The sequence below is a fragment of the Oligoflexia bacterium genome (assembly GCA_034439615.1).
Lineage (GTDB): Bacteria > Bdellovibrionota > Bdellovibrionia > JABDDW01 > JABDDW01 > JAWXAT01.
Genome location: JAWXAT010000034.1, coordinates 40,391 through 67,257, shown reverse-complemented (window position 1 = coordinate 67,257; position 26,867 = coordinate 40,391). Strand labels below are relative to the sequence as shown.

The window sequence follows — 26,867 nt, the reverse complement described above, 5'->3', positions numbered from 1 at the left end:
CTTCGTCGATATTTTAAAAAAGGTGCTCTCAAGACCTCTATAATTTTAGTACCTGATCTCTTGGTCTTTGAATGTTTTGTTTAACCCATTAAACGCTGCGATTTTGTACGCCTCAGCTAATGTGGGGTAATTAAAAATATTTCGAATAAGTGTGCGCATGTCGCCACCAAGGCGCATAACCATTTGACCTAAGTGAATGAGCTCACTCGCTGAGTTGCCAATAATATGAATGCCATAAATCTTATGGGTTTTTGGGCAAAAACAAATTTTTAGTAAACCCACAGAGTCAGCGATGATTTGACCGCGGGCGGTTTCTAGATACTCAGATCTTCCAACTTCATATTCTGTTTTTGAAGCGATTAATTCTTCTTCTGTTTTTCCAACACTTGAAATTTCTGGGATCGTATAAATTCCGTAAGGAAATTCATCTGGAAATTCACCATGAGGAATATTAAGTGCATGACAAATGGCAAGACGCCCTTGTTCAAAACCCGATGACGCAAGACTTGGAAATCCGATGACGTCACCAACCGCGTAGATGTGTGGCGCATCACTTACATAATTTTTATTAACTAAAATATGCCCTCGATCATCTGTTTTCACACCGGCAGCTTTAAGATTTAGTTTATCAGTCTGTGGGCCTCGACCCATGGCATAGAGTAAATTAGTTGATTTTATTTTACGCCCACTTTTCAAAGTGGTTTCAACTTTACCATCAGATGTTTTTGCGATGGTGACAAATTCATCTCCCAAATTAAGGCGACATCCTTGAGAGATTAATGATTTTTTTAACACCTCTGTGATTTCTTGATCCATAAATGGCAAGATATCGCTTTTTTTATCAACCAAATGTACATCTACACCAAGGGCTGAGAACATGCTTGCATACTCACAACCAATAACACCGCCACCAATAACGGTGAGTGATTCAGGAATTTCGGCCATGTTTAAAATACTATCGCTGTCACAAACAATTTGATCATCAAAAGGAATTTGTGCAGGGCGAACGGGGCGTGAGCCAGTTGCGATGAGAAAATATTTTCCTTCAATTACAATTTCGCCACCTTCACTGGTTTGAATGCGCACATGTGTTGGATCAATAAACGAACCAAAACCCTGATAAACACTGATCCCATTTGAGCGAATGGCATTTGAGATGATTTCATTTTCATTTGAGATAACTTTATCTTTACGCGCAGAGAGTTCTTTAAAAGAAACTTTTTCTCTCACGGCACGTCTTGTGAGCTCAGTTCCACCGAGTCTAAATGTGTAGATGTTGTAAATACTTTCTCTTAAAGCTTTACTCGGAAGGGTGCCGGTATGAATGCAGGCTCCTCCAAAAACGGTTTCTTTTTCAATCAGAGCAACACGTTTTCCGAATTTTGCTGCCTGAATCGCGCCGCGCTGGCCTGCTGGTCCTGAACCGATTACGATAAGATCAAATGATTTCATACCTTTAGAGTACTTGACGGTATCTCAGCTTTCAAGCGCCAAAAGGTACAGGAGTGCCTATTGACATGAGTCGAGTCGAAGTAGAAACTCTAAAATTCGTTAAATTATGGAGGTTATTAAAATGAAAGGTTTACTGGTTGGTGTTGGAGCGATTTTCGGATTAGGACTCATTCTGATTTTGTTTTACATGGGCGCATACAATGGTCTTGTTTCAAGACAAGAAAATGTAAACGAAAAATGGAGCCAAGTTCAAAACGACTATCAGCGTCGAGCAGATTTGATTCCCAATCTTGTGAACACGGTTAAAGGTGTTGCGCAGTTTGAAAAAGATACGCTTAGAGAAGTTGTTGAAGCGCGTGCACGAGTTGGGTCGATTCAAATGACACCAGAAATTTTAAACAACCCTCAACAATTTAAACAATTCGAAGCGGCTCAAGGTCAATTGACTCAAGCGCTTTCACGATTGATGGTAGTGGTTGAAAAATATCCTGACATAAAAGCAACGGCAAATTTTAGTGAGCTACAATCTCAATTAGAAGGCACCGAAAATAGAATTACAGTCGCACGACGTGATTTTAATTTAGCTTTGAAAGAATACAATACTTCTGTTCGTTCATTTCCCACAAGTGTCATAGCTGGTATGTCTGGATTCAAAGAGAAAGCATATTTTGAAGCGACTGCTGGTAGCGAAAAAGCTCCTGAGGTGAAGTTTTAATCATATGAATAAAACAGTTATTGAAAGATTCATTTCTGATGATGGCACGGTTGTAGCCTCATCAGTTATTGCAACTTCTGTTATTGAAGAAGCACGCATGATTCATAATACCATGCCTGTCGCGAGTGCTGCTCTAGGCCGAGCTTTGATCGGTGCTGGGTTACTTGCAACTTTTATGAAAGAAAATGGCCGCATCGCACTTTATTTTAAAGGCGACGGTCCATTAGGTAATCTTTTTGCCGAAGGAAGTTCCGATGGAAGTGTTCGTGGGTTTGTAAATAATCCCCAGATACATGTTCCGAGTAAAAACGGAAAATTAAATGTCGGTGAAGGTATCGGTAAAGGAATGCTCAGTGTGGCAACATCTTTACCCCATGAAAAACAACCCTATACTGGAACCGTTGAAATTCAATCGGGTGAGATTGGCGAAGATATTGCTTATTATTTACTTCAATCTCAACAAGTTCCATCAATCGTTGCACTTGGAGTATTTGTTGAGCCAGATAATTCTGTAAGTGCAGCAGGTGGTACGATCGTACAAGTTATGCCTGGTGTAAAAGATGAAACACTCGGTCTTTTAGAGAAGCGTGTTAAAGAAATGAAAACCGTCACTGAACAAATTAGGGCTGGTGCTTCGACCAGTGACCTGGCTTTTGAAATATTAGAAGATCTTAAATTTAGAAAACTAGACCAGACCTTTAGCTTTCATTATTCATGTCAATGTTCTTCCGTCAGAGTTGAACGTTCGTTACTTTTATTAGGCTCAAAAGAACTCCAAGAATTGGTGGATAAAAAAGAATCTACAGAAGTGCGTTGTGATTTTTGCGGACGAAAGTACAGCGTCGATTTAGACACTCTGATTGGTCTACTTGGATTATCAAAAAAGAAGTCCTAACGCATCACCCAAACTATCTTATTTTGCTAAGTAAAACAGAAAATCTCCGATAAGAATGTATGACTTCTTATTCAAGAAAATTGCTGATTGCAGCAGCGCTCAGTGTGACGGGTGTTGCTTCTTCTTATGGCTGGTACAGATACGATCTTTCACTTCACAGTCGCGGTGATGAAGGAAATAGAAAACTTCTCGCCCATCTGAGTATGGCAAAAAACGAAGTTCAAAAACGTTCTGTTAAAAGAGTTATCTGGCAACGCATTGGTGAAGATGATCCGTTGTATTCTGGCGAAGCTGTTAGAACAGCACCTGATGGCGAAGCAAAAATTATTTTTGTTACCGGTGCAGAGGTGGATCTTGAACCTGATTCTGTTGTTGTTATCGAAGAGAGCGGCGACAAAGTAGCTTTAGATTTCGTAAAGGGTAATGTGTACGTCAAAGGTAATGGCGACACTAGTAATTTGGCGTTGAAATCCGGAAACACAAGTATCTCTTTAAACAACGCAGATTTGTCTTTGGGTAGAAAAAGCGGGTCTGGTCAAGGTTTAGATGTTCAAGTTTATAGTGGTTCAGCGCAAGTTAATTCAGGCGATAAAACTCTAACACTTGATAAAGACAAATCCGGAAATATCAGTGCAACAGGCATGGATATCACACAACAATTTTTCAAACTTAAAACACCAGCACCTAATGAGCGAGTTTATGTTCGCGTTGATAAAAAAGAAGCTGTGCTTTTTAGTTGGGTTCCGTTAACAGCTGATTTTGATGTAAAACTTGAAACGGGTACTAAGCGTGAAGTATTAAAACCCTATGGCCAAGTTGTTCCAGGTACAAAGGGTGAAATTCAAGCTCTGCTTGGGCCGGGCTCCCAGTTTTGGCGCTTAGTTGCTACGAATAAAAAAGATCCAAAGCAGGTTTATTTTTCTACGGTGAGTAAAGTTTTGATTGTCGCTGACTTTCCACCAAAACTTTTATCACCAGCAAAAGATGCCTTGGCAAGTTTAAACCCACAAACAAAAAGTTTAGATTTGCGCTGGGCTAACCCTTCTAAATTAGTAAAACTTCAAATTGAACTTTCTAAAGATGCAAGCTTTGCTAAACCCATTTTTTCACAGCTCGTTGAAGATACCGGTGTATTTGCTGTCTCACCTAAAGATGATGGTGAGTACTACTGGAGAATTTCTGGTTATCGCCCAGGTACTGCCTTACAGTTGGTGAGTGAGCCGCTGAAGTTTATGTTAAGAACAAAATTTCAATTAATACCACCTGAGTTAAAGCTTCCTGCGTCTGATGCACGCATTTCATTTGAGACAATTACAAACGGTGGAGCTTATTTGGTGTGGGAGAAAGTTCCTGGAATTAATAAGTTTCATCTACGTGTTGAAGAAATGATTTTAAAAGGATCACCAAAAAAATCTGAGTTGCTTGTTGATAAAGAAATTTCTGATGTAACTCAATTGCGCATACCGCAAGCAAAATCAGGTTCATATAAATGGTCTGTAACTTCAGTAGATCATAAAGGTGAAGAATCAAAGCCAAGCCTTGTTCGTTATTTTACAGTTGAAGAATTACCGCGCCTAGCCTGGGCAGATGGCAAAGATCAAGATAGCTTTCTCTACGTAACTGAGAAACCTTCATTAAAAGTTAGTTGGAAAGCACTTGGCGGTATAAAAGCTGATAAATATAAAGTCACAGTAAAAACTGATGGCGCTGAAGATAAAGTCATTAGTACAACTCAGCTTAATCAACAAGTTGATGTGGCAGGAGACGGTTTATTTCGTGTGACCGTTGAAGCCTTTGATATAAAAGGTGTGCCCATTGCGCGCACATCGACAAGAGATGTAACTGTTGGATTAAGACCCTTATTACCACCTCCACAATTTAGTGAGCGTATGCCCGCAGCCGTTAATGCGCATAAAAATGGTTCTGCTCAATTCTCTTGGAAGTCTGTTGAGGGTGCAAAAGCTTATCAAGTTCAAGTTAAGAGCTCAGATGGGCAAGTGGCAAAGAGTGAAAAGTTTAATTCAACCAGTGGCCAGGTTAAAGGCATTTTACCTGGAGAATATAAAGTAAGCGTTTCATCAGTTGATGAGTACGGAAGACCAGGGCCTCAAGGTGAAGAAAAAGTCTTGAGTGTTCCAGATGTGAGTGACTTGAAAGCACCGGGGTTTAAGAAATTTAAAATACAATGATACATAAGTTGAAGTGGAATATTTTAGCCTCGTATAATTCTCGGAAATCCGAACGGCGAAGCTCTGCCATTTTCATTTTACTTATATTGTTTTTGGCAATTCCTCCTGCAAATGCAGAACTCGCACGTCGAGCCCTTGAGCTAGAACTTGAAGATGTCGAAGGTGTCACGGGCTATGAACTTGAAGTAGTTAGAATTTTAGACAAAGACACAAAAAAACCACCTGTAAAATTTAAAATTAAAACCAGTAAATGGACTGCTAAGCTTGTTCCGGGTAAATATGAACTTCGAGTACGTTCATTAGACAGTCGCGGTGTACCGGGTGAGTGGAGTCCTGCTCAAGAATTCGCGGTAAAACTTCCACCTGTATCTATAATTAAACCTGCAATTGGAGTCGCTATAAAATCTGAGGAGACTCAATCAGATAAAGTTGAGTTTGAATGGAAACCAGTTGATGGTGCTGAAAAATATAAAGTTCGAGTTTTAAATAAAGCGGGCACAGTTGTAGAAGAAGTCACTGAAACTGGAACCTCTGCTAAACTAAAAATTCCTGTAGCTGAGAGTTATACTTGGCAAGTAATTCCATTAGCTCAAGGAGACCTCGAGGGTGAGGAGTTAAGTCCTCCGGGTAATTTTGAATTCCATGGTGCAACTCTTGAATTGCCGCGCATCTCTGAAATTGAAGATACAAACACAGCTCTTATGAATTGGGAGCAAGTTGAGTTCGCACAGAAATATGATTACATTTTAGAACAAAAAACAGAGACAGGTGATTGGAAGAATTTTGAACATAGGTTTCAAAAAACTCCAAAACGTACTTTGGCAAAACCACTTCCTTCAGGAAAATACCGTGTAAAAATTAGAGCTTTGGCTGATATGCGTGGCCCGTCAGAATTTGCGGTTAAAGAATTCACTTCACAAAATATTGGTTCAAGATCACCTGCTGCGGTTGAACAAGTTAAGTCTGAAGGTAGCTTTGGTTCAAAGAGTCAGTTTTTCGCAGTGGCAAGTTATTTTCTGAGCATGGTGAATTATACGGGGTTGAGTGCAGATACAAGTACCGGTGTAAATTACAACGCGATTGGTGGGACTGGTCGGTTGGGTGCAGGTGTTTGGTTTAGTAAAGATTCAAACTGGGGTTCGCTACTCATAGCCGATATGTCAGGCTTTACATTAAAAACTACAACTTACCGCTATGTAGCCGGATCACTAGTCGGTGTTCACAGATATCGCTTAGGTGCCATCGGGCAACTGCGAACTTATTTTGGAGCACAATATAGAGAGCTTCCTTTTTCAGAAGGTGATCCAACAAATCCTACAGAATTTGTTCAAAAAACAATTACTACGGCTGGCCCACTCTTAGGTGTGTCACTTGCCCATGGTTTTTCTCGTCGAATTGGTTTTCAAATAAATGTGCAAGCTTCACATTCGATGATGGGAATGAAAACTCCAAATGGTGGGGCTAATATTGCAACACCTAGTTATCAAGCGGGACTCTTAGGTTCGTTAAGTCTCTCGGATTCATTAGTAGGATTTATGGGTTACGCATACAAAGTTGAAGCTGCTAAATTTGCTTTCAAAGATGTGGGGCTTGCAGCACCTGAACAGGCAAATACGCTATCAATCACTGGGCACTACATCAATTTCATGCTCGAGTACGGATTCTAAAAAATTACTATCATTTAACTTTGCAAGTAAGTCCAATGACAAGATTTGCTGTAATAACAGGAATCATTAATGGAAAATAAGATGATCTCTCAATTTCAAAATCTTTTTTAAGTTCCGAAAAAATCTCTGCTGCTGTGCTAACATGTTCTGTTTTAATAAACCAATCGTAGGAAGTATTATAGGTTTTCTCAAAAATGCGTTTGGCTGAAATTTCTCTCGCCAGTTGATACGCTAAACCTCCCTCACACGGAATAACCGCAGAAATATAACCACCTGGTTTAAGAAGGCGTTTCATTTCAATAAGTGCTTTTGGTAAGTCGGGCATGTGCTCAAGAACATGGATTGCAATAATACGATCAAAGTACCCATCAGGTAGATTTAAGCCAACTTGCACATCACCCACGACAGATTTTAATTGGGGATAACGTTTGAGTGCGGTTTCCATAAAATTTGCGCGTATATCATTGATAAAATATTCTTGGTTAGTGAGGTCTTCGTAGGCAATGTGACTTCCAAGACCTGCTCCAATTTCAAGAGTGCGTGTCATTACATTGGGGTTAGGCTTTCGCATCATTGCAAATTTTTGATTCACTTTCTCAATGAAGCTGTACTTGGTAGGCAAAACTTCATGCCAGAGTTTCATGAAATCATGACGTATGCGTGTTTGTTCTTCGGTGAGAACGGGGATTTTTTTTGGCCATTGGGTCATGGTTAAGCGGCTTTCACCTTATCAGCAGCTTCAGCTGCATAGGCAGAGTACTTAGTCGTTACTTCGACATATTGACCCTGCTCATCAAGATAGCCTTTTACTTTAAATAATTTCAAAGGCTCAGTCTTACCTTTAACCACGGCTGTGCCTGCGAGTTCAAGTACAAATTGATCTTTTATACTGTCGCATGTTGCTTCACTTACAAGAAGATCTGTTCCATACGCTTTTGTTGCAGCTTCAATTCTTGAGGCCATGTTAACGGTATCGCCGATAACTGTGTATTCCATGCGATCATCACTGCCGATGGTTCCGGCAATAAGAATTCCTGTGTGTACGCCCATTCCAATTTTTATTTCAGGAAGTCCACGTGCGATTCGACTGTCATTAAGTTCTGCAAGTGCAATGCGCATTTGAATACAAGCCTTGATGGCATTGGCCGCATCATTGCCAAAACTTTCAGGTGCACCCCAAACAGCCATGATCGCGTCACCAATAAATTTATCAACAACACCTTTATGGGTATTGATAATACTAACCATGACTTTAAAATATTCATTGAGCATATTAACTACTTCTTGAGGTGTGATGTTTTCACTAAATGAGGTGAATCCACGAATATCACTGAAGAAAACTGTGGCTAATTTTTGTTCTCCTCCGAGTTTAAGTTCCCCTGACATCAACTGATTGGCGACACCTGTTCCGTGAAACTTATTAAAAAGATTTTTAACTTTATCGCGCTCTTTTAGACCGCCGACCATGTCTCCAAAAGCTGTTGCGAGTTCTCCAACTTCATCTTTTGTACTTACTGATACACATGTTTCAAAATTACCTTTTGCAATTTCTTTTGTGGCAAGAACCAATGCCTCTAAGGGGCGAGTGAGACTTGCAGCAAAAAGAACAATGAAAAATAAGGCAAGGGAAACAACAATTCCTGTGATCAAAAAAGCTTGTCGTCTTACAAACTGAGAAGGTTCAAGAATTACAGCTTCAGGAACTTGAGAAACAACTGTGGCGCCAAAAGGTGTTTTAACAAATGCAGCGACAAACGTTTCTTCAGTTTCTGGGTCTTCAAAACGAGATTGAAATTGCCCTACTTTTTTAGTCAAGGCTTGATATACAATAGGAATGTAATCAAGTTTTTTACCAGTTAAAGCTAGTTTCTCATCTGGATGTGCTAGCACATGACCTTCACGATCAATGAGATAAATAGTACGCTCACTTACTGTTGAAAATATCTTTTGAATTTTATCAAGCCTTACATCAGCTAAAACAACATGGGTGATATTGCCAAGATCATCTTTGACTAATGGTATACCAATAGTGAGTAACGGGGCTCCACCCTCAACAGTTGAGTTGCGAATTTCAACATCGCCAGCAAAATTTACTGCAATGGGAAATGGTTTTGCATTTCTTAAATTTTCTATGAAATTAGTTTTAAGATCATATTGTTTTAAGTATTCTTCGTTGATAATTCTTTTGATAACCACTGGTTTATTATCAACAAGTGTCAGAACTTCAACGGTTACGAGATCTCGATCTGATCTGAATGAAAGTTCAAGAGCTGCTTCTCGATTAGCTTCTGAATCAAATGTTTTATATAGAATACTACCAATAACTTTTGATTTATCAATTACGCCCTGAAAAGTTTCTTGTACTTCATCAGATACGGTTTTTGCTTGGTCACGGTTGGTGTCTTCTTCACGCTTTCCTGATTCTTGTTCAAACAAATGACTCGAACGAAGTGCAATCGGAATTGTTGCGCAAAGCATGAGCAGCGTTGTAATAAATGAAAGCTTAAGAGCAATGGGTATTCGCATTGCCTGCTTAACATGGGCGACAGCTGCTACCGGGATAGGTGGTGGTGTGGCGGGAGCAGGTACCGTTGCGTGTACAGTAGGTATCGTTGGAACATCTGGTGGTAATTCAACTGGCGTTTCAACAGCAACTTCCATTTGCACTTCTACTGGAATTTCAACGGTGAATTCATTCACCTCTGGCGTAGCCAAATCCGTAGGAATTGGAGGAAAATCAAAAGGAGGTTTTACTTCTGAATTCTCATCATCACTCATGCTTCTTTTTTCGGCATTTTATGGCCGTAACATCATGATTTTTTATTGTTTTTATTAAATAGGAATAAAAGACCCTAGGCCAATGGTCTAGTAGATCCACTAAAAGTCTGGGTAACTTTTAAGCAAAACCCTGCAAGATTTTATCAAGGGCTTCACTTCCGGGCCTTAGTTCTTTTTCTGTGAGCTGGGCCAGGGGAGTGTCAGTTAACGCCATGGTTTCTGTGAGGTGACGATTGGTGGTATTGACGTAGAATAGACCTGTTAAGAGCTGACCCTTTTGCTTTGATTCTTCAAGCATATTGATAGCTGCAAGTTTATTTGTAGGATCATATTCCAAAGCTAATTTTTTTAACGTCACAATACTTCCATCCGGGAATTCAACTTCTTTTAAACTACCTGGGGCGTAATCAACTTTAATTTCATCAGCACCATGAACAAATCCAATTTCATGAATAGGTGTGTCTTTTTCTTTTACTGCCAAATAACTACGAGATGAACCTTCGTGATTATTAAACGTAACACAAGGGCTGATACAATCGATAATTGCTGTACCTTTGTGGCTCATCGCACCTTTAATTAATGGAACAAGTTGTTTTGGGTCGCCGGAAAAAGAGCGCGCCACATACGAACAGCCCATTGCAATCGCAAGTTCACAGATATCAATTTGTTCAAAAGGATTTACAGTACCGTATTTAAGTTTTGAATCTTTATCTGCTGTAGCTGAAAATTGCCCTTTTGTTAAACCGTACACGCCGTTATTTTCAACGATGTACACCATATCTAGATTTCGTCGCACAAGATGGCAAAATTGCCCAAGCCCAATGCTTGCGGTATCGCCATCGCCACTCACTGCAATCATATTGAGTTTTGAATTAGCAACTTTTGCACCTGTAGAAACTGAGGGCATTCTACCGTGAACAGAGTTAAATCCGTGTGCTTGACTCATAAAATATGCGGGAGTTTTTGATGAACAACCTATTCCTGACATCTTTGCTACTTCGTGTGGATTAATTCCTAATTCATAAAACGAAGTGATGATGTGATTTGTAATACTATCATGCCCACAACCAGTGCATAACGTGCTCGGCGCACCTTTATAATCAGCTTTTGTTAATCCAACCTTGTTGGTAGTAGGGGCAGCTGGAGCAGCTGGAGTTACAGGTGCTGGTGCATCATTTGGTGGTGTCATGCTTGACCTCTTTCTTGGGCGAGAACATCATCGACAATGGAACGTGCATCTAATGGAAGACCATCAAAATATTTTACCGCGCGATTTTTGAGTCCGTCTTTACCCATCTCTAATCGTAAAATTTGTTCCATCTGACCATCGCGATTTTGCTCAACAACATAAATGCGATCGTTTTCATCATAGAATTTTTTAACATCATCTGTGATAGGCAATGCGCGTAATCGTAGGTAATTAGTTTTTAAACCTTGGGTGCGTAAAGAGTCACGAATCTCGTTCATTGCTAAATCTGTACTGCCATAGGCGATGATTCCCACTTTTGCACCAGCTTCAGTTAGTTTAATGCAAGACGGAACATATTTTCTTGCGGTATCAAATTTTTTCTTCAACCGATTCATAAGATTCACATAGTCTTCAGATTTCTCGGTGTATTTTGCTCCTTCATTGTGACCTGAACCACGTAAGAAGTAAGATGCTAGTTTGTGATCAGTGCCTGGAAGTGTTCGATAGCAAATTCCATCACCATCAACATCACGGTAGCGCTCAAATTTACCAGCTTTATTGAGGCCTTCGACGTCGAGAACTTTACCGCGATCAAAAGGCTTTTCAGGCATTTTAAATTTTTCACTTGTCCATTGATTCATTCCCAAATCAAGATCACTTAAAACAAAAATTGGTGTTTGAAGGCGATCTGCAATATCAAAAGCTGCATTAGACATTTCAAAACATTCTATCGGATTAGCTGGAAATAAAATTGGATGATGAGTGTCGCCATGACTGAGGCGATAAGTAAAGTCTACATCACCTTGAGCTGTGCGTGTGGGTAACCCGGTTGATGGTCCAACACGTTGAATATCAAATATTACTGTGGGAATTTCTGTAAAGTAACCAAAGCCTGTGAACTCTGCCATGAGACTAATACCGGGGCCAGCAGTAGCAGTCATTGAACGTGCTCCTGCCCAACCAGCACCTAACGCCATGCCCAGTGCTGCAAGTTCATCTTCAGCTTGAACCACAGCAAAATTTTTCTTTCCGGTTTTACTATCAACTCTGAGTTCTTCAAAATAATCAATCACGGCTTCACAGACAGAACTTGAGGGTGTGATGGGGTACCACGATACAAATGTACACCCGCCGTACACACAACCTAGAGCTGCGGCTGTATTACCGTCGATCATGATTTTCCCTTTATTCTCATTCATTTTTTCTACTCTAAAGGGATCAACTTTTTTAATATTTGCTTTTGCCCAATCGATACCCACTTGAACAGCTTTGAGATTACTTTCAACGACTTTTTGTTTGCTCGCGAAGTTATCGGTAACAGCCGTTTTTAAAACATCAAAATCTATTCCTAAAAGTTCAGTGAGCACTCCAACATAAATCATGTTGGTTAAAAGTTTTCTAAGTTTAATTTCAGTAAAGTTTTCTTCAGCGATTTTTTTAAATGGAACAGGGTAGTACGTTACGTCATCACGCATGCCAGTGACTTTTGGAAGTTCACTATTGTAAATTACAACGCCACCTTTATTTACTGATTTGACGTCGTCTAACCAAGTTGCGGGATTCAAAGCTACAAGAATATCTAATTCTTTTTTTCGTGCAGTGTATCCGTTTTTGTTTACGCGGATTGTGTACCAAGTTGGAAGGCCTGCGATATTGGACGGAAAAAGATTTTTTGCGCCAACAGGTATTCCCATTCGAAAAAATGTTTTAAGCAAAATATTGTTTGCTGATTGTGATCCGCTTCCATTGACCGTGGCCATGGAAATGCTGCAGTCATTGACAATTAATTGACTCATGGTTCTTAAATCCTTTTCTTTGAAAAAAGATGCGAACTTGTTTCTCGCCTGTTACGTGAGAGGAATCAATTCAAATTTTACAGCTTATTAGGTGATTACGCGGAGCATTAATTTGAGGGGTTCTTGATATTCTCAAGTTGAAGGAGAACTTTTTTGATTTCTTGATGCTCAGGAGCGTATTTGAGGGCGATTTTGAACTCAGTAATAGCCTCATCAATACGACCTTGGGCTGAATAAACACGGCCTAAATTAAGGTAAGGAAAATGCTTTGGCTCATAGCGTTTTGCCTTTTTGGCACTTTCTAACCAAGGAATAGCCTCAGTTAGCAGATTTTTTTGGATAAGGTAGCTACCGATGTCATTATATGGATTTCCAAAATCAGGATCAATTGCTATGGCTTTTTTGCATAATTCAATAGCTTCATCAGTTTGATTTTTAAGGCTTAGTACCCACCCTAAATAGGTGTACGCATCGGCTGAGGCGTCGAGCTCAATAGATTTTTGAAATGTTTCTGCAGCCACATCGAGATCACCAATTGATATTTGATGTTTTCCATCTTCAACCAGTTGTTTGGCTTTGTGTGTTTTGAGGCTATAAACTTTTGCTAATTCCATCAACTTCTCCCCGAAGGTTGATGAATTTATAACCTGTGCAAAGTAAGTATGGAAGCTGATTTTGTAGTACCGATAAGAATTTCTGCCACACAAATTGTATCCCAGGGTGAGGTATCCTGAAATCTCTTCATGAGCTGTTGGGTATGTGTAAACCATTTAGACGATTCTTCAAATTCAGTGTCCAGCTTTAAGTCAAACTTGAAAGAAAGTGGAGTGAGGAGTTTTTGTAGATCACAAATTGTGGGAAGAAAATATGTCTTAGAAGTTTCATTGAATTGTTCATCAATTAAACGCAAAGTTTCTCTCATTCGAGGTTCGGGGTCTAAGTTTTTGATTCTTCCTGTTTCATCTAAAAGATTTAAATTTTTAAATACTGAAGTCATGGCTCGTGAAGGTGTCGGGCATGAAAGGTCTTTAAGTCGCTCGCCTAATTGAAGTAAGCTTAAATTATTTTGTCTTGCCCATAAAAAAACTTGAAATCCTAATTGATGATAGGGCGCCCAGTTCCACGTAATTCTAAGATCATGTGCTGATTTTAAAAGACTTTGAAATTCATCGACCGTGTTGTTTGTCCATAGAAGGGGTGCAATGAATGAAGTACTCATTGGTGATTTACCTCTAATATAAAACGCGCCTGAACCAATTCATACAGAGTGTTATGTAATTCAGGAGGGATGATGTTTTTTTGCAGAGGCAAAACCTTACACAATGCTAAGCATTTTTGATGTTGGGGGGTAAGTTTAATTGTATTTCGAAGCAAAGTTGAATGGAGATTTGTTTTAAAACGCCAACTGATTAAGGGGTTGGTAATATATGAATTGGTCGTGTGATTAACTTTTTTTAATGGTGATACCCAAAAATTAAAAGACGTTGGCCATTGATCACTTGCCTCTAACCATTTAATTTTTTCAAAGGTAGTATAACCTGGGGTTTGTAATAGCAGCTTAATAATATTTTGTGAAAAATCCCAATGATGAAGAATGAGATCATTGGCGTTTAAAGTTTTTTCAAGTTCGGTAAGTGTGAAGCTGTTTTCACAAGCATGCAAAAAAGCATCGGTGAAACCTGAGTGGTTGTTTTTTTCAGGGTGCATCTCAAAAGTAAGTCTTAATGGGTGATCAATTGGTAATGTTGAGAGAAGGGCTGTGAGATTTTTAGCTGTATTGATGTTTAAAAGTTTGGCAAGGGCTTGGATCTTTTGAATGCGCCATCGACTACTTGTTGAATAAACCATCACACGAGCAAAGCCATTTGGTTTAAGTGCACGTCTTATTGCGGCAAAGCCTTTTTGGGGGTCACTGAGATGATGAATCACACCGTAACAATGTATGTAATCAAATTGTGATTGGTTTTGTTCACAAAAATTCAAGAGATCAACTTTATGAAAATCGACATTAAATTTTAAATGAAGTTTACAAAATCGCTTTGCATTGCTGATAGATTTTGAGCTGAAATCCACAGCTGTTACTCGTGTATGGGGATGTGCAATGGCGAAAGCCGCTGGCTCAGTCGTGCCGCAGCCCAGCAAAAGTATTTTCTTATTTTCATGCTTCTGAAAAACTCTGTAAACAAGGGCTGCCCCACTCTCATAGTTTGCATGGGCTACACTGGCTGGATTGATATGAGCTAGCCAACTTACTTTTGGGTAAGGAAATTTGTCGTATTGTGCCCGTACTTTTTCCATGGTTCTCCCTCTTAATATGCTCAATCTTGTGTGTACTTTTGGTCAAGGACATAACTTGAGGCCATAAGAATTTTAAGCTAGGCTATGCCTCCATGACTGAAAAAACAGCGACGCATAAAGCAAATAAAATTGAACTCAAACCTCTCACTAATCGTGAGTTGAGTTGGCTTGCGTTTAATGATCGCGTCATCGAAGAAGCTCAAGATGTGAGGTATCCTTTGCTTGAGCGTTTAAAATTCGTTTCTATCGTTAGTTCAAATCTTGATGAATTTTTTATGATCCGCGTTGCTGGCCTTGAACGCAAGGTGAAGCTCAGGCCACATGCCAAAGAAGACAATGGTCAACAAACTATTGATGTTTTGTATCAAATACGCGAGTGGGCATTAGAGCAAAAAGGGGATCAAGGTTTAGTGCTTCGTGATCTTTTAGAAAAACTAAAAGCAAAACAACTTTACATGCAAACTCAAATCAGCCCCACAGATTCGGCACTTTTAGATCATGTTAAAAAATTACAACCCCATTTAAAAATTCAACATTTCGCAGATCTTTCACAACTCAATCTTCTTGATGGAAGTCGTCTTTACGTGTTTGTGAGATTTAAAACTAAATTTGCAATTATTAGTTTAGCTGATACGGCTGATAGACTCGTGCGTTTACCAGGCGATGTTTCACAAGTTACACATCATTTTGTATTAGCTGAAAAATTAATTGTTGCAGGGGCTCAGCATTTGTTTCCGGATGAGCCAGTGCTTGAGGCCTTTCCATTTAAACTTATTCGCGATGCCGATGTGATCATTGACCCTAATACAGACCCAGAAGAACTTCTCACAACAGTTGAAGAGGCGATTCTTGCACGCGGCAGATTGACTGTGGTTCGACTTGAAGTTGATGCTCCTCATATTTCTGATGGGGCCCTTTTATTAGCCAACGCTTATAAACTCAATGCGCGTGCACTTTATCGGTATGATGCGCCACTTGATTTAAAAGTACTGTGGCGTCTTTATGATATCGAAGGTTTTGAGTCATTGCGATTTCCAAAAAGTAAAGCTGCAACAGTTACTCAACGTGTGCCTGATCTGGTTCAAATTATTAGAGGTCATGATATTTTACTGCATCACCCATATGATTCGTTTGATACGGTTGTGCATCTTTTGCAGGCTGCGGCGATTGACCCCCATGTCACTGAAGTTAGGCAAACACTTTATCGTACAGGTAGACAATCCCCCATAGTTGAAGCGCTGATACAAGCAGCTAAGAACGGTAAAAAAGTTACCGTGGCTGTTGAGTTGCGCGCTCGATTTGATGAGGCGAGTAATATCGAACTTGCCAAAGAGCTTAAAAAATATGGTGTTGTAATTTTAAAAGGATTTTCTGATAAAAAAATCCACTGCAAATTAACACAAATCATTAGAAAAGAAGGCGATAAAGAAACTTCATTTGTACACATCGGAACCGGTAATTATAATTCAAATACCGCAAGACTTTATACTGACTTGAGTCTACTCACCATTGACCCTGTGATAGGTCGAGATGCTGAGAAAATTTTTAAAGCAATTCAAATCGGAATTATTCCACGTAAATTTGAAAGTTTTGTAGCTGCCCCTGTTCAGTTGCATGATCAACTTTCTCAATGGATTCAAAATGAAATCAGACGTGCAAAATTAGGAGCCCCTGCTCATATTATTGCTAAAATGAATGCGCTTGTAGATATAAAACTTGTTGAGGCCTTGTACAGGGCTTCTCAAGCGGGTGTTAAAGTGGATCTTATTGTGCGCGGAGCTTGTATATTAAGACCTGGAATCCCCGGGCTAAGTGATAATATTCGCGTTATTAGTATTGTTGATCGTTACTTAGAGCACAGTAGAATTTATTTTTTCCAAAACGGGGGCAACCCACATATTTATCTTTCAAGTGCTGATTGGATGCCGCGAAATCTACATAATCGTATTGAAGTTGCGTTTCCAATTAATGATCCTGAATTAAAAAAATACATTCGTGACGTAATTTTAGAGACATTTTTAAAAGATAATCAAAAAGCTCGCATGCTTTTGCCTGATAGTAACTGGGTGCGGGTACAACCCTCACCTGGCGAACCACCACATCAAGCTCAAGAGGTTTTTCAGAGATTAGCAAAAAGTAATTATAAAAACACACCTCTTGAATCAAGATTCGTACTGCAAAAAGATGATGCTCTAAATATTCCTCCACTTCCTGAAGTGGCTAAAGGAGAATTGGTCAAATGATGGGTTTAAAAATGGTTTTCATTTATTTCGGAATTTTTTTTATGAGCTTATCTTCCCAAGCGGATCTTGAAGACATAGGTTTTACCCTCAATGAATCTCAAATCGAAGATAATCTTAAGTCGATTAGTTTTGAGGCTCCAAAAGGTCATCATTTTAATAAAGATTCACCAAATTTAGTTGAAAGCAGTGTTGGTAGTTCTAAAAAATCAACTTGGGTAAAAGCTGAGAAACTTGAATTTGATGGTGTTTGGTTAAAGGCTCGGTGGAACACTAAAATTGATCCATGTAATATTCGAGCAATGCTGTATGTTTGTGATGATAAAAAAACTTATTGTCTCCCACGTGCTCAAACATTTACTTGTGAAAATAAAAAAATAGTCATTTCAAAGTGGGATCGTTCTAAAGAATCTAAAACATCAGAGTCGGCTAATAAGACGGTGGCTCATAATAAGAGTTTTATTGATAATGACAGTCAAAAGGCTCTCGAATTAGCAAAGCAATCTGGCAAACCAATGATGATTGATTTTTATGGTGTGTGGTGTCCGCCATGTAATCAGTTAGAGGAGAATGTTTTTAATTCTAGTGAGTTTAAGAAAATCGAATCTCAGTTTGTGCTTTTAAAACTCGATGCAGATCAATCAACTTCATGGAATTTAAAATCAAAATATAAAGTACGTGGTTATCCCACAGTCATTTTTGCTTCATCTGATGGAAGTGAAGTGATGCGTATTGTTGGTGCTAGAGAGAAAACTGTATTTATTTCTGAAATGAAAAAAGCACTGAACCTAAAAGATCAATCGTTTGATAAACTAAAAAGTAAGGCGGATAATGAAAATAATTTGTCTGCAGCTTATTCAGTAGGTCTCACATATTTAGAGCGAGGTGAGTACAATGAGGCTCAGTCATATTTATTAAAGGCTAGTCAGAAATGGGCTCCTCGAGATTCTAAGAGAAATAAACTTCTCACAGCTCAAATAGGTGTTTGTAATGCAAGTGCCAATGATAAGTCGGCTACTGAATCACAAAAGAAAAGTTGTATCACGATTATTGAAACCGCACTTGCGTGGTTCCTGCGAGTTGTTGAGTCATTAGAGCGTCATGATCAACTTGCTTCACTTGCTGAGAGTGTGGGCGATAAAGAAAAAAAAGCGCTTACACATCAAAACGCCCTTAAATTGAGTGCGTGGTTTATTTCTAATTACAAGGCCATGAAAAATGAAGAATGGACACTTGCAGATCTGCATAGTTACCGGGCTTCTCAATTTGATGGGTTAGATAATAAAGAAGAAGTTGAAAAAGAGTATCATTTAGCCTATGAAGAGTTCTCAAAACTGATTAAAAAATCAGGGCAAAATGAGTCTACTGAGCGTGGGTATAATCTTGATCGACTTTATTGTTTATGGAAATCAGGTCAGCCAGAACAAGCGCATAAATTGTATGAAAAACTTCAAACTATTTATTCAACAGATTTTAGTTTTTTCTTTCAGCATGCAAGACTTCTTGAAGATGACAAACGTTACGATGAAGCATTGGTCAAAGCACTAAAAGCTTTAGAACTATCTTATGGTGATAATAAACTTAGAGTAGTTGCAGTGGTTGCCAGCATTTATGAAAAGAAAAAGAATAAATCAAAAGCACTTGAGATACTTAATGACGCGATTTCAAGAACTCAGCTTCCCACCGATAAAACCATCAGAACTCACCGCTATTATGACAAACTCGTAATCTTGAAGAAGAAATTTGAAGGATCCAGTAATTAATTAGGCAAATTCAAATCGTAGTTTGTATTTATCGATTTGACCGTGTGGATCAATTGGTAATTCTGCCATGAAAGCGATCATCTTAGGTCTTTCATGATCAGTAAAGTTGGCTTTACAAAAATTTGTGATGTCAGTACCTGAAATGTCTTGGCCGATTTTTTTCACGATGATGGCGGTGAGTTGGTTTTTTCCAATTTGATCTTTGGTCATGAGTATAGCAACTTGATCAACGCCCGGGCATTCTCTTAGTTTTGCTTCTATATGTTTTGGTACGATCGTAGTCGTAACGACTTTACAAATATTATCTTTACGATCTAAAAACCTGACCACATTTTTTTTATCTTTTTCAACAAAATCGCCGGTGAAATACCATGCTCCACGCATATTCACTTTTGTGTTTTCCTTGTCATTGAAATACGCAGTGGCCACACTGGGGCCAGAAATAATAAGCTGCCCAATTTGTGGTTTGTTACCTGGGATATCATCACCATTTTCATCAATAATTCTTGTTTTTACGCCTGGTAAAAACTGACCTACGCTGTCAAATGGTTCTGGTTCTTCAAATTGTCGTGCAGACACAGCCCAACAGCTTTCGACTGAACCATAGGTGTGAAGAATTTTTGAGTTAAACTCACTCAGCGCGAATTCTTCTACTCGTGGTGCAATGGGTGATGGAGCCGGGGTAAAGCTTCTAAAGAGCGGCATTTTAAGATTTATATTTTTAAACGACGTGAGCCATTCTTCAATGGTCGAGCCCTTCATCAATATGCGTGATGCTTTTGCTTCTAATAACTCTTTAGCTAAATCTTCAGGCGCTGTGATGTCAGTAATTAAAATCTGACATCCACTCATCAACGGAAAAATTAAACCGTGCATGAAATAAAACGGATTCATGAGCGAAGCATTGTATGTAAAAAAAGTGTCGATAGAACTTGGACGATAAATTGATTTTAACACAAGGGTAGCTTGTTGAACCATGGTGTGTGTCCAGGGTACAAGTTTTGGTTTTCCAGCCGAACCCATTGTTTCAAAAATGGCAACGATGTCATTGTCTGAAGCCGTCACACTTGTAGGCAAACGGTATGTTGTGTCGTATTCTCCCCAGCGCCTTGCTTCGCATTGAATAACTCGAATTGATGTCATGCGATTATTTTTAAGCATGTCTTGAACGCGTTTTACATAATCATCACTGACGATTATGGCATCAATGGCGAGTTCTTTGATTTTATCTACAATTAAAGGCTCAGGGCTGTTTGGATCAACGGGAACCGCAATGTTTTTAGTATTAGCTAAAGCAAAAAAAGTATACGCGATGTGCGGGCAGTTAGACATGTACACGAGAACTTTTTTGTTATGCATTATCTCGTTTTGCAAAAAATACGAATAGCGATTGATGTAGCTATAAGCTTCTTTGTAATTCGTGGCTTTTGATAAATATCTAAAAGCGGGTTTTATGGCGTTTTGATTTGCAGTTACGGCGAGTTTTTGTCCTATGAGCATTTTTTAAGGTTAACGATACGCGGTGTGTTGTGTCAACGACAAGAACAGTAGACGAAAGTCTAAAAGAAAGTTGACGCATGATTTCTAGAATTGTTTAATTAATGCGATGAAAAAAACTTCTTATCCCAAAGACCAAATTAAAATTCTTTTACTGGAGAATATCCATCCCATTGCACATGAGATGCTCAAATCAGAGGGGTTTGCTGTAGAAGGTGCAAAACATGCATTTACTGAGGATGAACTGATTAAAAAAGCCAGTGATGTGCATGTTCTAGGTATTCGCTCAAAAACTAAAATAACTCGAAAATATTTATTACAAACAAAAAGGCTTATGAACATCGGGGCTTTTTGCATCGGCACAAATCAAATTGATCTTAAAAACGCAAAGACTCACGGTGTAGTTGTATTTAATGCTCCATTTAGCAATACAAGAAGTGTCGCAGAACTTGTAATAGCTGAAATCGTAATGCTCTCTCGTCAAATTGGCGATCGTAGCTCACAACTTCATTTAGGTAAGTGGGATAAATCAGCGAGCGGTTGTTATGAAATCAGAGGTAAGACCTTAGGTATTATTGGCTACGGTCACATTGGTTCTCAAGTAAGTATTTTAGCCGAGAGTTTTGGAATGAAAGTCATCTACCATGACATCATTACTAAAATGCCCATCGGCAATGGCCGACAAGTTGCTAAACTTGAAACATTGTTGAAAGAATCAAATTTTGTGACATTGCATGTTCCTGAAACTCCTCAAACCCAAAATATGATTAGTAAAGATGAACTTAGAGCTATGAAAAAGGGGAGTTATCTTATTAACGCTAGCCGGGGCACTGTGGTAGATATTGCTGCGTTAAAAAATGCACTCAATGCAAAACACATTGCCGGTGCTGCTATAGACGTGTTTCCTGAAGAGCCCGAAAGTAATGATCAGGTTTTTAAAAGTGAGCTTCAAAAAATTTCAAACGTGATTCTAACTCCCCATATCGGAGGAAGTACTGAAGAGGCTCAAGCAAATATTGGTGTTGAAGTAGCAACGAGTATTTCAAAATTCATTAATAACGGAAGTACAACTAGTTCTGTGAATTTTCCTCAAGTAGATTTACCAGTACTTGGCGGAAGTCATCGTATATTAAATATTCATAAAAATGTTCCGGGTGTATTAAAAGATATCAATAGTATTGTGTCAGATCTCGGAGCCAATATTCAGGGGCAATATTTATCAACAGATTCAGATATCGGATATCTCATCATGGATCTTGATAAACAACTCTCTGATAAAGTGAAAGAGAAGATATCAGTACTTTCTACAAGCATTCGCACACGCATTTTATATTAAAAAATCTTACCTGGATTCATAATATTTAATGGGTCAAACACCTTTTTGATCGATTTCATAAGAGCAATTTCTTCTGGTGATCTTGTAAAATGCAAAAATGGTTTTTTTGTGAGCCCCACACCGTGTTCAGCTGAAATACTCCCACCGTATTTTTTAACAAGTTCAAACATCGCGACATCTGCTTGTTTTGTGTAAGCAAAAAATTCGTCTTTTGACATTTTCTCAGGTTTCACGAAATTTACATGGAGATTGCCATCACCGATATGGCCAAAATTAACCACTTCAAAGCCTGGATATTTTTGATCGATCATTTTTTGAAGATCTGTGCAAAATGCTGTAATTTTTGAAAGTGGCAATGAAATATCATTCTTATGGGCCACTGTGAGGGCCGTAATACTTTCAGCTATATTTTCTCTTAAACCCCAAAACTCTGTAGATTGTGCAGAGCTTTGCGCCATGACGCCATCTAAAATCAAACCTTCTTCCATAGCTTTTTCAACGAACTGCTCAAGTTTGTCTTGATCAGCAGGAGTTGTTTTCTCAATTTCAATCAGAGCGTAAAAGGGAAAGTATCCTGAAAATGGTGACTGCAAATGTGTGTGTTCTTGAACATACTTAAGACTGGATTCAGTGAAAAATTCATAAGCTGTGAGATTGAGTTTCATTTTTTGTACAAGGTCAAAAAGCAAAGTCACTTTTTCAAGTGAAGGCACTCCAAAAATCGATACTAAAAGTTCGTCGTGTTGAGTGGTTAGATTTAAAATGGCCTCAGTGATAATTCCAAGTGTACCTTCACTCCCAATAAAGAGATGTTTAAGGTCATAACCTGTGTTGTTTTTCATGCAGACGTTATCCATGTTTAAAACGGTGCCGTCTGCAAGTACAGCTTGTATGCCCAAAACCCATTGTCTCATCAGGCCATAGCGAATGACTTTAATGCCCCCTGCGTTGGTTGCGATATTTCCGCCAATTTGGCTGCTCCCACTTGAAGCAAAATCTACAGGAAAATAGAGTCCGGCATCCCAGGCGGCTCTTTGAAGCTCTTTTGTAACAACCCCAGCTTGGCAATGAATGGTTTTTTCAATTTTATTAATGTCATAGATCTTCTTCATGCGGGCTGTTGAAATAACCACTTCTTTTTGGGTGGCAACTGCACCGCCACTTAAGCCCGTTCGCCCTCCAGAGGGTACCACTGAGATTTTATTCTTGTGGCAGTAACGTAAGATTTCTTGAACCTCATCTGTGGATTTTGGCAAAACAGCTAATAGGGGGTCTGGCGTATAAGCCTTAGTATAGTCTTTTCCCCAAGCGGTTTTTTGATCGTCAGAGATGACATTTTCAGAGCCAATAATAGAGTGAAAATCTTCGATAATGGTTTTCATAGAATAAGTGTCTATCAAAGATCAGACGGGTGTCAAAAGTTTAGACGGTCAAAATCGCTATAAACTTCGGTGATTGAACCGATGCGGCATATCCCGTGCTCTATAGGGAGGTAAGCCATTACGGCAGGGGAATAAAGGGGAATAAAAATGAACTCAATAAAGATAATAAATTACGTAGCTGTTTTAACATTAATTATGGGCATTTCTTTATCAGCTCAAGCTGATAAAGCGAAAGCTGGAATTAAGAAGCTTAAAGTGACTCATGTTGTCTTCACAGCTGAAGATTTTAAAAGTAACCCTGAAGACATTGTGGTTGCAAATCATGAGGCACAAAGAGCACATACAATGAGAAGCTTACAAGAAAAGACTGATCAATTAGATGCCGATTTACTCGCCATAGACACTGTAGAATAATTAAATCAGTTCAGAGTCTTAATAAAATTTAGTTGTTTTTCTAAATCTAATAATTCAGATGACCAATATTTGTGAGTATTAAAATCTGGAAATATTCTAGGAAATGCAGGGTCTTTCCAGCGTTTCGCAATCCATGCAGAATAGTGAATAAACCTAAAAGCTCTCAGTGGTTCAACAAGTCTAAGACTTGTAAAATCAAATTCTCTCATTTCAGTATAGCCCTTTAAAAACACATCACGATCTTTGAGAGCTTGCTCGTCATTACCGGGTACCAAAAGCCAAAGATCTTGAACCGGAGGACCTGTGACCATGTCATCAAAATCTAAGAAAAATGGGCCGTCATTGTTGTAGAGAAGATTTCCGAGATGACAGTCGCCGTGAATGCGATGGGTTTTTATATTTGCAAACCACGGTGTAGAAATATCTAGGATTTCTTGAACCACCTGTTTATAGCGAGTGGCAATTTCAAGAGATAGCCAGTTATTTTCACTTAAGAACTTTAACGGGTTTACTCCGTAAGTTTCAGGTGTGAGTAATATTCGATGACTAGCTTTTTTACTTGCGCCAACATTATGAATACGTCCTAAAAAACGGCCTAATTGCAAAAGTTGTTGATCATTAAGTTCTTCAGGAGCCCGGCCTCGAAGTTTAGGGAACACAGAAAACATGATTCCGCCTTCAGCGGTACCAAGGGTGGAGCCATCTTGAAGTTTGAGAGGTTCAGCTACGGGGATTTCAGCGGCTGCGAGATCTTTTAAAAACTCATGTTCTTCTAAAATCGCATCACGTGTCCAGCGACCTGGGCGATAGAATTTTCCGACTACTTTTGAGTTATCTTCGAGCTCTACTTCATAGACACGATTTTCTAGACTATTAAGTGCATAACAACGCCCCGTAGAACGTTGTCCAACTTGTTCGATGGCAGATAAAATATGTTCAGGTGTTAGATCGTAAAAGAAGTCTGACATAGATAGTGGTGTATCATTGTGGTGATTCTTCATGCCACTTATTAAAACGCAAAAGCATCAAAAGCCCAGGAATAGCGACAACTGTGCAGATGATGAAAAACTCGACCCACCCAACATGTTTTGCAAGTAAACCAGTCGGGGCTGAAATGATGACTCGAGGAATTCCCATAAGACTGCTTAAAAGTGCATACTGAGTGGCCGTAAATTTTTTATTTGTAAGGCCTAGCATAAATGCAGCAAAAGCCGCACTTCCCATGCCTGCAGTGAGTTGCTCAACAACGATCGTAATCGTGAGCCAAGTATTGTCGGGGCCGATTTTGGCAAGAACTGAGAATAAAGCAGTTGATGCGGCTTGAAATATTCCAAAGATCCATAATGATCTTTTGAGTCCAATTTTTACAAGCAGTCCACCGCCGATGAATCCACCAAAAATCAAAGCAGCGAGACCTAATGTTTTTGCGATGGCAGCGTATTGAGTTTTGGTAAAACCAATGCCTAAAACAAATGGTGTCGTCATGCTTGCAGCCATGTTGTCGCCGATTTTATAGAGCAATAGAAAAATCAAAACTTCAATGGCTCCACGACGCTTAAAATAATCAATAAATGGTTCAATCACGGCAGCTTTTAGTGACCGTGGTGGAGCAATATTGCCAGGAGGATTTGGCGCAAAAATCGTAAACACCGTACATAAAAGCATAACCCCAGCTAATAAAAGATAGACCTGGTTCCAAGGAATTTGATCTGCAAGATAAAGTGCAAAGGCTCCTGAAATGAGAAGTCCCATGCGATACCCGAAGACATAATAAGATGAGCCGATTCCAAATTCTTGAGGCTTAAGTATTTCTCTTCTGTAGGCATCAACAACGATATCTTGACTCGCGCTAAAAAAAGTCACGCAAAGAGCGAGTACTGCTACGAGCCAGGGTGATTCCGCTGGTTTTGTAAAGCTAAGACCAGCGATAGCAAGGGCTAGTAAAATCTGTGTGATGAGTATCCACCCACGTCTACGACCTAGAAATGGTGGGGTGTAGCGATCCATGACTGGTGACCACAAAAACTTTAATGTATATGGAATTCCAACGAGTGAAAAAACACCGATGAGAGCAAGATCAACTTTTTCATCAGTCATCCAAGCTTGAAGTGTAGAGCCTGTCATGAGAAGTGGAGCTCCTGAGCTAAGACCCAGAAGAAAAGTGATGAGCATGCGCCCGCTAAAGAAGTTTTTCCAAAATGATGAGCTCATGAAATGAGCGTAGCATGATGGTATGGCGCATCAGCAAACATTATTTTCTGACGTGTCTAACACACCATTTCTGATTAAGTCTGAATTGCGGATCTTCAATATGCCATCGAATAACCGCAGCCAACGCTCGATATTTTAAAAGTTTAGGTCGTGATTTTACCCAATGGTGGCTCAGCGCTTTGTTTAGAACAGAATTCCAAATAACTTCAGAAAACATCATTCTTTTTTTGGGTCTGATTATATAGAGCAGTTCACAATCCATCATTTCTGCGGTTCGCTTAAGTACTTTTAAGGTAATGTTGCCACTTTCTTCATTACGTTCCATTCCATATTCGTGTACCCACCGCGCGACATATTTATTCTTTTGGCAACTTCACCACTTGATAAATACAGAGCTTGTCTAACTTTTCGAAGCCATCCCTCAGATTGAATTGGAACTGCCAGATTAAGAAAGGGTTTGATTTGATTATCTAATTCTTTGTGCTCGTAATTTCGATACCAAATGTAAAAGGCTTCAAAAATTTGCTTCGAATCTAACTCAGCATCATGAGGGGTTGCTTGATTAATTACATTCTTCATATGTCTCTTCCTTCGCATGACCTTTGAATGCTCCTATGGAGTTAGGCATCTAATAGGAGCCTAACTTCATAGGGTGGGTGAACGGATATCGGTGAAGTGGTCGGTCAGGCGGATGCTTGAAGTAACAGTGAAATGAATGGTTAAATGCAAAGTTCGATAGAAAATATTAATCTAAAAAGACAACCAAAACGCCTTCGTTGTTTTTTCCATTGGATAGTTTTTCGTATTGCCAGGGATATTTGGCTTGTTTGAGATAATCGATGACGACTTTTTTAACAACCCCTGTGCCCTTGCCGGTCATGATGCGTGCGCGTTTGAGATTGTTTTGATTCACCGACATAATGAAATTATCAACGGCATCAAAAACTTCGTCGGTTTTAAAACCATGTAAATCTAATAAGTCTTTTGCCATTTTGAACCTCAATATTTGTCAAAAATATTTGTCAGATTTTTCATCGCTCGACAT

At 39.1% G+C, this 26,867-nt stretch carries 23 protein-coding genes; 8 read left to right on the top strand and 15 right to left on the bottom strand.

The window, feature by feature from the left end:
* Positions 1–45: 45 nt before the first annotated feature.
* A complete protein-coding gene (sthA, locus tag SGI74_08300) occupies positions 46–1,452 on the bottom strand; it encodes a Si-specific NAD(P)(+) transhydrogenase (GenBank protein MDZ4677497.1) in 1,407 nt (468 codons plus the stop codon).
* Positions 1,453–1,573: 121 nt separating this feature from the next.
* Between sthA and SGI74_08295 the strand changes: the two genes are divergently transcribed.
* From SGI74_08295 to SGI74_08280, 4 genes are read left to right on the top strand one after another with little or no spacing between them, the layout of a single operon-like run.
* A complete protein-coding gene (locus SGI74_08295) occupies positions 1,574–2,167 on the top strand; it encodes a LemA family protein (protein ID MDZ4677496.1) in 594 nt (197 codons plus the stop codon).
* 4 nt (positions 2,168–2,171) lie between these two features.
* On the top strand, positions 2,172–3,062 hold the full coding sequence (gene hslO, locus SGI74_08290) for an Hsp33 family molecular chaperone HslO (GenBank protein MDZ4677495.1): 891 nt from the start codon (positions 2,172–2,174) through the stop codon (positions 3,060–3,062).
* A gap of 59 nt (positions 3,063–3,121) precedes the next feature.
* On the top strand, positions 3,122–5,251 hold the full coding sequence (locus SGI74_08285; protein MDZ4677494.1) for a FecR domain-containing protein: 2,130 nt from the start codon (positions 3,122–3,124) through the stop codon (positions 5,249–5,251).
* Positions 5,248–6,918: a hypothetical protein gene (locus tag SGI74_08280; GenBank protein MDZ4677493.1), complete on the top strand. Its 1,671-nt coding sequence runs from the start codon at positions 5,248–5,250 to the stop codon at positions 6,916–6,918. The genes SGI74_08285 and SGI74_08280 overlap by 4 nt, the downstream gene beginning before the upstream one ends.
* 10 nt (positions 6,919–6,928) lie before the next feature.
* Here the strand turns inward: SGI74_08280 and SGI74_08275 are convergent, their stop codons facing one another.
* From SGI74_08275 to SGI74_08245, 7 genes are all read right to left on the bottom strand, one after another.
* The gene (locus tag SGI74_08275) at positions 6,929–7,627 is read right to left on the bottom strand and encodes a class I SAM-dependent methyltransferase (protein MDZ4677492.1); all 699 of its coding nucleotides are present in this window, start codon (positions 7,625–7,627) and stop codon (positions 6,929–6,931) included.
* A gap of 2 nt (positions 7,628–7,629) precedes the next feature.
* Positions 7,630–9,696, bottom strand: coding sequence for an adenylate/guanylate cyclase domain-containing protein (locus SGI74_08270; GenBank protein MDZ4677491.1), 2,067 nt, complete (start codon positions 9,694–9,696; stop codon positions 7,630–7,632).
* A gap of 118 nt (positions 9,697–9,814) precedes the next feature.
* Positions 9,815–10,885 carry a 2-oxoacid:ferredoxin oxidoreductase subunit beta gene (locus SGI74_08265; GenBank protein MDZ4677490.1) on the bottom strand — a complete coding sequence of 357 codons (1,071 nt, stop codon included), beginning with the start codon at positions 10,883–10,885 and terminating at the stop codon, positions 9,815–9,817.
* Positions 10,882–12,681, bottom strand: a complete 1,800-nt coding sequence (locus tag SGI74_08260) for a 2-oxoacid:acceptor oxidoreductase subunit alpha (protein ID MDZ4677489.1) — start codon at positions 12,679–12,681, stop codon at positions 10,882–10,884. Before SGI74_08260 ends, SGI74_08265 begins: the two co-directional genes overlap by 4 nt.
* A 107-nt stretch (positions 12,682–12,788) precedes the next feature.
* Positions 12,789–13,295: a tetratricopeptide repeat protein gene (locus SGI74_08255; protein MDZ4677488.1), complete on the bottom strand. Its 507-nt coding sequence runs from the start codon at positions 13,293–13,295 to the stop codon at positions 12,789–12,791.
* 26 nt (positions 13,296–13,321) lie between these two features.
* Positions 13,322–13,900: a hypothetical protein gene (locus SGI74_08250; GenBank protein ID MDZ4677487.1), complete on the bottom strand. Its 579-nt coding sequence runs from the start codon at positions 13,898–13,900 to the stop codon at positions 13,322–13,324.
* Complete coding sequence (locus SGI74_08245) at positions 13,897–14,979, bottom strand: class I SAM-dependent methyltransferase (GenBank protein ID MDZ4677486.1); 1,083 nt, start codon at positions 14,977–14,979, stop codon at positions 13,897–13,899. Before SGI74_08245 ends, SGI74_08250 begins: the two co-directional genes overlap by 4 nt.
* 92 nt (positions 14,980–15,071) lie before the next feature.
* On the opposite strand from SGI74_08245, the gene ppk1 reads away from it, so the two are divergent.
* Together ppk1 and SGI74_08235 are read left to right on the top strand one after the other, a co-directional pair.
* A complete protein-coding gene (gene ppk1, locus SGI74_08240; GenBank protein ID MDZ4677485.1) occupies positions 15,072–17,222 on the top strand; it encodes a polyphosphate kinase 1 in 2,151 nt (716 codons plus the stop codon).
* Positions 17,219–18,982: a thioredoxin family protein gene (locus tag SGI74_08235; protein ID MDZ4677484.1), complete on the top strand. Its 1,764-nt coding sequence runs from the start codon at positions 17,219–17,221 to the stop codon at positions 18,980–18,982. The genes ppk1 and SGI74_08235 overlap by 4 nt, the downstream gene beginning before the upstream one ends.
* On the opposite strand, the gene SGI74_08230 is transcribed toward SGI74_08235, so the two are convergent.
* Positions 18,983–20,482, bottom strand: coding sequence for a class I adenylate-forming enzyme family protein (locus SGI74_08230; GenBank protein MDZ4677483.1), 1,500 nt, complete (start codon positions 20,480–20,482; stop codon positions 18,983–18,985).
* Positions 20,483–20,588: 106 nt separating this feature from the next.
* Between SGI74_08230 and serA the strand changes: the two genes are divergently transcribed.
* The gene (gene serA / locus SGI74_08225) at positions 20,589–21,815 is read left to right on the top strand and encodes a phosphoglycerate dehydrogenase (GenBank protein MDZ4677482.1); all 1,227 of its coding nucleotides are present in this window, start codon (positions 20,589–20,591) and stop codon (positions 21,813–21,815) included.
* Here the strand turns inward: serA and SGI74_08220 are convergent.
* Entirely contained in the window at positions 21,812–23,197 is a 1,386-nt protein-coding gene (locus SGI74_08220; protein ID MDZ4677481.1) for an FAD-binding oxidoreductase, read from the bottom strand. The two genes, serA and SGI74_08220, sit on opposite strands and share 4 nt — an antisense overlap.
* Positions 23,198–23,344: 147 nt before the next feature.
* Here SGI74_08220 and SGI74_08215 point away from each other — a divergent pair, with 147 nt between their 5' ends.
* Positions 23,345–23,611 carry a hypothetical protein gene (locus SGI74_08215; protein ID MDZ4677480.1) on the top strand — a complete coding sequence of 89 codons (267 nt, stop codon included), beginning with the start codon at positions 23,345–23,347 and terminating at the stop codon, positions 23,609–23,611.
* Positions 23,612–23,616: 5 nt separating this feature from the next.
* On the opposite strand, the gene SGI74_08210 is transcribed toward SGI74_08215, so the two are convergent.
* From SGI74_08210 to SGI74_08190, 5 genes are all read right to left on the bottom strand, one after another.
* Positions 23,617–24,612 carry a serine/threonine protein kinase gene (locus SGI74_08210; protein MDZ4677479.1) on the bottom strand — a complete coding sequence of 332 codons (996 nt, stop codon included), beginning with the start codon at positions 24,610–24,612 and terminating at the stop codon, positions 23,617–23,619.
* On the bottom strand, positions 24,593–25,822 hold the full coding sequence (locus SGI74_08205; GenBank protein MDZ4677478.1) for an AmpG family muropeptide MFS transporter: 1,230 nt from the start codon (positions 25,820–25,822) through the stop codon (positions 24,593–24,595). Before SGI74_08205 ends, SGI74_08210 begins: the two co-directional genes overlap by 20 nt.
* Before the next feature lie 40 nt (positions 25,823–25,862).
* The gene (locus SGI74_08200) at positions 25,863–26,147 is read right to left on the bottom strand and encodes a hypothetical protein (GenBank protein ID MDZ4677477.1); all 285 of its coding nucleotides are present in this window, start codon (positions 26,145–26,147) and stop codon (positions 25,863–25,865) included.
* Positions 26,111–26,401: a helix-turn-helix transcriptional regulator gene (locus SGI74_08195; GenBank protein MDZ4677476.1), complete on the bottom strand. Its 291-nt coding sequence runs from the start codon at positions 26,399–26,401 to the stop codon at positions 26,111–26,113. Before SGI74_08195 ends, SGI74_08200 begins: the two co-directional genes overlap by 37 nt.
* Positions 26,402–26,567: 166 nt before the next feature.
* Positions 26,568–26,813, bottom strand: coding sequence for a Smr/MutS family protein (locus SGI74_08190; protein MDZ4677475.1), 246 nt, complete (start codon positions 26,811–26,813; stop codon positions 26,568–26,570).
* Positions 26,814–26,867: the final 54 nt, after the last annotated feature.